The organism is Flavobacterium suncheonense GH29-5 = DSM 17707 (assembly GCF_000430025.1).
GTDB lineage: Bacteria > Bacteroidota > Bacteroidia > Flavobacteriales > Flavobacteriaceae > Flavobacterium > Flavobacterium suncheonense.
Window position 1 is genome coordinate 106,858 of the sequence record NZ_AUCZ01000011.1, and the last position, 8,056, is coordinate 114,913.

Sequence of the window (8,056 nt, forward strand, 5' to 3'; positions counted from 1 at the left end):
TTCTTTGTCTTTTAAATGGATAGTCGAAACTTCATCTCATTAATCCGACATTCACTTCGTTACCCGTGGTTTTTAAAATAACTTAAAAGAAATTGACTTTATTTTTTTGTCAATGTGTCCTTCTCAACTCCCATAGGTGCTACTTCATCGGCCTTAATGCTGTCAGTTGCAACTGAATCCATTTGCTCTTCCATGATTGTTTCGGTGGTTGTTTCTTCCGGCTTCACATCCGCAGAGTTTTTACAACTAACAAAAAACATCCCAGCTAAAAGAGCGACAAAAATTACAGATTTTTTCAAAGAATAACTTTTTAATTAATAAATCAGTGAACTAACTTCTTGTGAAAGAAGTAGTTAAAATTACGAAAAAATCAAATGAAAGTAAAGCGACAGGAAAAACTTTTGTGTTAAAATTTTTAGTGGTATTTCTTAGCCCCAAACCGCTCAAATTGTATTATTTTTACGGTAAAATTTTAATAGTATGAGTACAATAAACTGGCAAACCGTAAAGGAGTTTGAAGATATCACGTATAAGAAATGCAACGGAGTGGCGCGTATTGCGTTCAACCGTCCGGAGGTGCGTAATGCATTCCGTCCCAAAACCACAAAAGAGCTTTTAGAGGCTTTTCACGATGCCCACGAAGATACTTCCATCGGTGTGGTTTTATTGTCTGCGGAAGGTCCTTCACCGAAAGACGGAATCTGGTCATTCTGCAGCGGTGGCGACCAGAAAGCACGCGGTCATCAGGGTTATGTTGGAGAAGACGGTTATCACAGACTGAATATATTGGAAGTACAACGCTTAATCCGCTTCATGCCGAAAGTGGTAATAGCGGTAGTTCCGGGATGGGCCGTTGGCGGCGGACACAGTTTGCACGTAGTTTGCGATTTAACGTTAGCCAGTAAAGAACACGCCATTTTCAAGCAAACCGACGCCGATGTAACCAGTTTTGACGGCGGTTACGGTTCGGCTTATTTAGCCAAAATGGTAGGACAGAAAAAAGCCCGTGAAATCTTCTTTTTGGGAAGAAATTATTCCGCTCAGGACGCTTATGAGATGGGTATGGTGAACGCTGTTGTTCCTCATGCGGAATTAGAAGACACCGCGTATCAGTGGGCGCAGGAAATTCTTGAAAAATCGCCGATTTCCATCAAAATGCTGAAGTTTGCCATGAATTTAACCGATGACGGCATGGTAGGACAACAGGTTTTCGCCGGGGAAGCCACCCGTTTAGCTTATATGTCCGACGAAGCGATTGAAGGAAGAAACGCATTCCTTGAAAAACGCAAGCCGAATTTTGAGAAAAAATATATTCCATAGTGAGAAGTGAAAAGTGAGAAGTGAAAAGGGAAAAGTTGAATTACATCTTATCCCTTATCCCTTTATTGCTTATCCCTCATAACTAAAAAAGAAAAACCGTGAATTTCACCAACGAAACCCTAAACATAGACGAACTGCCAAAGTATCAGGAAGTTCCGTTGCAGCCGTTGCATCCGGATTACTGGAAAGTAATGCTTATCAGCAGGATTATTTTCTTTGTGATTCTTGGCATTGTAACCGGAATTGTGTTGTTTTTTAATGACGAAATCCGTGAATTTTGGGGTTATTTTATGGTAATCCTGTTGGTTTTGTTTGGGATTTCCGTAGTATTGGGAAAGCTTGGTTTTAAGAAAAAAGGTTACGCCTTTCGGAAGCACGATGTGCTGTACAAAAGTGGCATCATTTCCGAAACCACGACCATAATTCCGTTTAGCCGAATTCAGCACGTAGCGATGCATGAAGGCGTTTTTGCCCGCATGTTTGGTTTGGCATCCATCGGAATTTTTACAGCAGGCGGTGGCGACAGCGATATCGAAATTCCGGGCATTGAAAAAGAAAAAGCCTTACAGATTAAGCAATTGCTGATGTCAAAACTCAGCGAAGAACCCGAAAATCCGATTGTTGACCATGACGGAGAAAGCGAACTTTAATCAGCCGCAGCGACAGTCTCTGATAGGTGTTTTGGTCATGTTTACCGATACCTTTCAGAAGATTATCCGTGCGATGTGGCCGTTGCTGGTGGTTTGGTTGTTCAAATTCAACCAGATGAACAAGCTGTACCTTGGTTTGGGTTTGCTTGTCGTAATCGCTTTGGTCGGAATTATTGCGTATCTGCAATATCTGAATTTTACCTTTTACATTGATGAAGAAAGCGACGAGTTCATCATCAGCAAAGGCGTTTTAAACAAGACGAAAATTGCTATTCAACTGCATAAAATCCAGCAGGTTAACATCAATCAGACGTTAGTTCAGAAAATTATCGGCGTGCATGCGCTGGATGTGGATACGGCCGGAAGCAATAAAAAAGAAGTTTCCATCCGCGCGATTTCCCACAATCTGGCGGTTGCGCTGAAAACGAAATTGTTGAGTGAGGCTAAGAAAGAGCAGCTAAACAATCAATCGACTGAAATTCCGCTAACTGATAAAGAGGAACCGTTTATTAAAATCAGTTTCGTCAGTTTACTGAAAATCGGGGTTACGTCCAATTACGTGCGTAGTTTCGGTGTTTTGATGGCATTTTTCATCACCATTTACGAAAATGTCAAACAGATTCTGCAAAGTGCCGATGCTGGTGATGCTGCGAATGCCGTAGATGAAAAAATCGACAGTTATCTGAATTTCGACATGGCCGTTTATTCGGCGTTTCTCTTTATTCTGGTTTTATTTGTTTTAATTCTGATAGTCAATCTGGTACGAACGATTATACGCTATTTCGACTTTAAAATGGCCAAACAAAACCATTCCTTATTGTTGTCCTACGGATTGCTGAACACCAAAAATACGATCATCAAACCCGAAAAAGTACAAATTGTAGCCTTAAGTCAAAACTGGCTGCAAAAGAAAATGGACGTCCTGAACATCAAAATCAAGCAGGCTTCGGGCAATGAAACCGATAAGGAAAACAAAAAATCAGCCCTTGAAATTCCGGGTTGCAATGCGGTGGAGAAAGATGAGATTTTGAAGTTGCTTTTCAGTCAGATTCCGCAACAAGGAGCAAAACTGCAACCGAATTGGCGTTATTTGCTCTTTCCGGTGTTATTTTACGTCGTAATTCCGGTTTCCGTGTTGTTGCTTTATGTGTTCAACAGCGAAGAAGCAACGTTAAATTATCTGGTTTTTCTCCCGTTTTATTTGGCTTTTGTGGCAATCATGCTGTATTTCAGTTACCGACACTACCGCTTGTTTGTTAATGAACAATACATCATCCGACAAAGCGGAGCCTGGGATATTGACCGGGAAATCATTGAACCGCATAAAATCCAGTCGGTTAAAGTAAGTCAGTTGTTTTGGCACAAACGGGCAAATATCGGAAGCATTACGATAGCAACGGCAGGCGGTAGTTTATCGTTCCGACTGGGGAATTTTGATAGGGTAAAAGAATTGGCGAACCTTTGGTTGTATCAGGTGGAAACTACGGAGAAAAACTGGATGTAAAATGAGGAGTGAGAAGTGAGAAGTGAAAAGATTCAAAATGATTATGTTATGACAAAAATTTTCGATTTTTTTGAGCGAGTAGCTAAATTGCTTTTCCTGTTAAGTGTTTTACTTTTAGCGTTTTGGGTAATTTTCGGTTCAATTGATGTTTACCAATATGCTGTAGTGGGAGCTGTTTACGAAATATTGTGGTTCCCGTTTCTGTTGCTGTTTTTTACATTACCAATAATCAATCTGGTGATGTATGTTAAAAATAAATTTAGTTTTAAAACGATTTGGCTTTACGCCTTATTGATAAATGGCCTGACCGTTTTTTACTTGTATAAAAGCGTCGGGTATTAGAAAAAGAATATGAAAAAATGGATTGAAGCCGCGAGGCTCAGAACGTTACCGCTATCGGTGTCGGGGATAATTGTGGGAAGCAGTTACGCTTATTTTAAAGGACATGACAACTGGAAAATTGTGGTTTTGGCTTTGCTGACCACGCTTTTCTTTCAAATCCTGTCCAATTTTGCCAACGATTACGGCGATGGCGTAAAAGGAACCGACAACGAAGACCGCGTAGGCCCGAAACGCGCCATTCAAAGCGGAATCATTTCCGTTTCGCAGATGAAAAAAGGCATCATTATTACGTCTTTGTTGTCGTTACTATCCGCAGTAGCGTTGATTTACGTAGCTTTTGGTAAGAAAGATTTCGGCTATTCGCTGTTGTTTTTCTTTTTGGGAATCGCTTCCATTGTTGCCGCCATCAAATACACCGTTGGAAAAGGCGCTTACGGTTACAGCGGTTTTGGTGATGTTTTCGTGTTCATTTTCTTCGGGCTGGTGAGCGTTTTGGGAAGTAATTTTCTGTTCACCAAACAATTCGACTGGCTGTTGGTTTTACCGGCTATTTCCATTGGCTTGTTAAGTGTGGCGGTACTGAATCTCAACAACATGCGCGACATCGAAAACGATAAAAAATCCGGGAAGAACACGTTGGTTGTAAAAATGGGGCTGGAAAATGCAAAGCACTATCATAACTTTCTGGTTTTCATGCCTATGCCGTGTATGTTGACTTTTTGTATGTTAACCAAAACGTCTATTGTCCCGGTTATTATCGTTTTTTTCCTTTTAATACGACACATAAAAGTGGTTAACCGCGCGCAAACCTACAAAGATTTCGATCCCGAACTTAAAAAAGTAGCCTTAAGCACGTTTTTACTGTCCTTATTGTTTTATGTTTTTTTAGTACTTTTAAAGAAATATCTGTAAAATACAATCTTATGAAAATTACATTTTATGGTCACGCCTGCATCGGCATTGAAGTAAGCGGAAAACACATTTTGGTGGATCCGTTTATCAGTGGTAATCCGTTGGCATCCCACATCGACATCAATACCTTAAAAGCGGATTATATTTTAGTAACCCATGCTCATCAGGATCACGTTCTGGATGTGGAAGCCATTGGAAAAAGAACCGGAGCAGTAGTTGTTTCCAACTATGAAATCGCGATGCATTTTGCCGGAAAAGGCCTGAATTACCACCCGATGAACCACGGCGGAAGCTGGAAATTCGATTTCGGAACCGTAAAATACGTAACTGCCCATCATACCAGCTCTTTCGCAGACGGCACTTACGGCGGAAACCCCGGAGGTTTTGTAATCGAAGGCGAACACAAAAACATCTACATCGCCGGCGACACCGCCTTAACCCTGGACATGAAACTCATTCCGATGCGTACCAAACTCGATTTGGCCATCCTTCCCATCGGCAGTAATTTCACGATGGATATCAACGATGCCATCATCGCTTCTGACTTTTTGGAGTGCGACAAAGTGCTTGGTTATCATTACGATACGTTCGGTTTTATTAAAATCAACCACGAAGAAGCCATCAAGAAATTTTTCGACAAAGGCAAAGATTTGATGCTTTTGGAGATTGGCGGTTCCATCGATTTATAATTTTGGGAGCGAATGGTTCAGGCTTTTTTGGAAACCTTTTTCCCGCTTTCCGTTTTACTTCGTGCCACTGCAATCGGGGCTAGGAAGTAATCCGTTTTTGTACCAGTAAACATACCATGATTCACGCATCGTATAAAAAATATATTCTCCATTTCAAACGGCCTTCGGGAACGTCACGCGGCGTTTTAACCGAGAAAGAAACCTGGTTTATCCTTTTGGAGCAAAACGGCAAAAAAGGAATAGGCGAGTGCGGTATCCTACGAACCTTAAGCATCGACGACCGCCCAGATTATGAAGAAAAATTAAAATGGGTTTGTGAAAATATCAATTTAGAAAAGGAAAAACTTTGGGAAGCCTTACGGGAATTTCCTTCTATACAATTTGGAGTGGAGCAGGCTTTTTTATCGTTGGAAAGTGACAATCCATTTTTGCTATTTCCTTCTGAATTCACTTCTGGAAAACAAAGCATTCCCATCAACGGCTTAGTCTGGATGGGCGACGAAGTTTTCATGAAACAGCAAATCGAAGAAAAACTTGCGGTGGGTTTCAACTGCATCAAATTGAAAATCGGCGCCATAGATTTTCAGCAGGAACTCGATTTACTCCAATTCATCCGGAATAACTTCGACGAAAAAACCATCGAAATCCGCGTAGACGCCAACGGAGCATTTCCTCTCGAAGAAGCGTTATCCAAACTGCAAAAATTATCGGAATTCAAATTACACAGCATCGAACAGCCCATAAAAGCCGGAAATTGGAGCGAAATGGCGGTTCTGTGTCAAAAAACACCAATACCCATCGCGCTGGACGAAGAGCTAATCGGAATTTTCACTTACGAAGAAAAAGAACGATTGCTGCAAACCATCAAACCGCAGTATATTATTTTAAAGCCAAGTTTGGTTGGTGGTTTCAAAGGCTCTCAGGAGTGGATCGAACTGGCTGAAAAATACCAAATCGGCTGGTGGATTACTTCCGCTTTAGAATCCAACATCGGTTTGAACGCCATTGCGCAATGGACTTACACATTAAACAATCCGATGCCGCAGGGATTAGGAACCGGAGCACTTTACACCAACAACTTCGATTGTCCTCTTGAAGTTAGCAAGGGAGAATTAAATTATATTCCTGAATATCAATGGGATATTGTGAAAGGAGCGTTCTAAAATACCTAAAGCTGCGTTATGCGGCTTTTTTTATTCCTTTTGTCGAAAATTTCAATTAATGTTAAGCTTACTTGGTTTCATGTTATAATTTAGTGTTCAGAAATACATCGGATTATCTACTTAGTTTAAGAAGCGAAATACCACACAAGCCTTAAACTCCTAAAAACAATTTACCTCATTTTTATGAATAAATGAGCAACTTGACGCTTTAGTTAAGTTGTTAAGCATATCTATTGTTTAAGTAAATCTCTACCCTATGGAAACACAAATACACAAAAAAGGATTTTGGGGTTGTTTCACGATTTTGCTGATGTTGTTAGCGACTATCGCAGTGTTTGGTCACGACCATCATCCCTCAACTAAGAAAAAAATATCCTTCAGAAAATCCTCGGCATCAATCGCTTCGGACAGGCCGGATTATCAACCCGGAGACACCTTACGTCTTTACGGCTCCGGATGGCAGCCTGGAGAAACGGTTCAGCTGCATTTTGATGAAACACCAGCTGTTTGTACCAATGGTCATAACCGCTATACGGTGGCAGATTCCAACGGGAATATTTTTTATGACCAGTTCTATTTTAACACCTATCATTTAGGGGTAACTTTTGTTGTGACGGCTACCGGACAATCTTCCGGCTTAATGGCTCAGACGACTTTTACAGATGCGTTGCTGTTTTCGGCTTCAATCGTATCAACGCCTTCCATTATATGTGCCGGAGCAAACACGAGTTTCTCAATGACAGTTACTAATTTAACATTTGGAGGATCTCCACCAGGAAACAACGCAAGATGCGGATCGATGAGAATTGCGGTTCCGCCCGAATTTACTTCTGTTTCAGATTGGACGACAAGCTTGCCAACTAGGTTTGCAATCAGTTATACTTCCGGAAACATTAATGTCAGTAGGACGGGAGGAGCTTCAAACGCATTAGGAATAGGTGAATCAATAGTAATAAATTTTACGGCAACTGCACCTGTTTTAGTTTCTAATCCTTATACGTTTACTACATCAGCATGGGTTGGAAATGATTTTTCCACGACAAAATTTCCGGATTTAGCCACACAGCCACAAGTTAATGTGAATTCCGGGCCATCGATTACAGCTGCAGAAGATATATTTGTTCCAAATGATGGTGGAGTTTGCTCCGCTTCAGTAAGTTTAGGCAGTACTATTTCCTTTTCAGGTAATCCGGCACCAACACTGAGTTACAGTCTCAGTAATTTTGGGCCAACCATACCCAACCCGTATGTATTTCCGGTAGGAGAAACGACAGTTTATGTAAAGGCTTCAAACAGCTGTGGCGATACAATCAGTTCTTTTAAAGTAAAAGTTACGGATAATCAGCCTCCTAATGCTCTATCCTTATCAGATGTGCTGGAACAATGCTCGGTAATTTCAATCGATGCGCCAACCGCTGTGGATAATTGCGCCGGAAGTATCGTTGGAACGACTTCAACCGTTTTCCCAATCACCGC

8 protein-coding genes are annotated in these 8,056 nt (G+C 41.1%); 7 read left to right on the forward strand and 1 reads right to left on the reverse strand.

The window, feature by feature from the left end; genetic code table 11:
• Positions 1-98: 98 nt before the first annotated feature.
• Positions 99-299 carry an entericidin gene (locus G498_RS15885; protein WP_131387695.1) on the reverse strand — a complete coding sequence of 67 codons (201 nt, stop codon included), beginning with the start codon at positions 297-299 and terminating at the stop codon, positions 99-101.
• A 181-nt stretch (positions 300-480) separates the two neighbouring features.
• On the opposite strand from G498_RS15885, the gene G498_RS0108170 reads away from it, so the two are divergent.
• The 7 genes from G498_RS0108170 to G498_RS0108210 form a co-directional block, all read left to right on the forward strand.
• Entirely contained in the window at positions 481-1,320 is an 840-nt protein-coding gene (locus G498_RS0108170) for a 1,4-dihydroxy-2-naphthoyl-CoA synthase (protein WP_026980732.1), read from the forward strand.
• A 98-nt stretch (positions 1,321-1,418) separates the two neighbouring features.
• A complete protein-coding gene (locus G498_RS14850) occupies positions 1,419-1,970 on the forward strand; it encodes a PH domain-containing protein (RefSeq protein WP_051269800.1) in 552 nt (183 codons plus the stop codon).
• The gene (locus tag G498_RS0108180; protein WP_035744665.1) at positions 1,948-3,474 is read left to right on the forward strand and encodes a PH domain-containing protein; all 1,527 of its coding nucleotides are present in this window, start codon (positions 1,948-1,950) and stop codon (positions 3,472-3,474) included. The genes G498_RS14850 and G498_RS0108180 overlap by 23 nt, the downstream gene beginning before the upstream one ends.
• A 351-nt stretch (positions 3,475-3,825) precedes the next feature.
• The gene (locus tag G498_RS0108190) at positions 3,826-4,728 is read left to right on the forward strand and encodes a 1,4-dihydroxy-2-naphthoate polyprenyltransferase (RefSeq protein ID WP_026980735.1); all 903 of its coding nucleotides are present in this window, start codon (positions 3,826-3,828) and stop codon (positions 4,726-4,728) included.
• A gap of 11 nt (positions 4,729-4,739) precedes the next feature.
• Positions 4,740-5,417, forward strand: coding sequence for a metal-dependent hydrolase (locus G498_RS0108195; protein ID WP_026980736.1), 678 nt, complete (start codon positions 4,740-4,742; stop codon positions 5,415-5,417).
• Between the two features lie 119 nt (positions 5,418-5,536).
• Entirely contained in the window at positions 5,537-6,580 is a 1,044-nt protein-coding gene (locus G498_RS0108205) for an o-succinylbenzoate synthase (protein ID WP_026980737.1), read from the forward strand.
• A 256-nt stretch (positions 6,581-6,836) separates the two neighbouring features.
• Positions 6,837-8,056, forward strand: a 1,220-nt coding sequence (locus tag G498_RS0108210; RefSeq protein ID WP_026980738.1) for a hypothetical protein, incomplete at its 3' end; no start/stop codon positions are given.

What these genes read in the sequence shown, in the direction of transcription:
- G498_RS0108170 (WP_026980732.1), top strand. Translation starts at nt 481, where the DNA reads ATGAGTACAATAAACTGGCAAACCGTAAAGGAGTTTGAAGATATCACG.
- G498_RS0108180 (WP_035744665.1), top strand. Translation starts at nt 1,948, where the DNA reads ATGACGGAGAAAGCGAACTTTAATCAGCCGCAGCGACAGTCTCTGATA.
- G498_RS0108190 (WP_026980735.1), top strand. Translation starts at nt 3,826, where the DNA reads ATGAAAAAATGGATTGAAGCCGCGAGGCTCAGAACGTTACCGCTATCG.
- G498_RS0108195 (WP_026980736.1), top strand. Translation starts at nt 4,740, where the DNA reads ATGAAAATTACATTTTATGGTCACGCCTGCATCGGCATTGAAGTAAGC.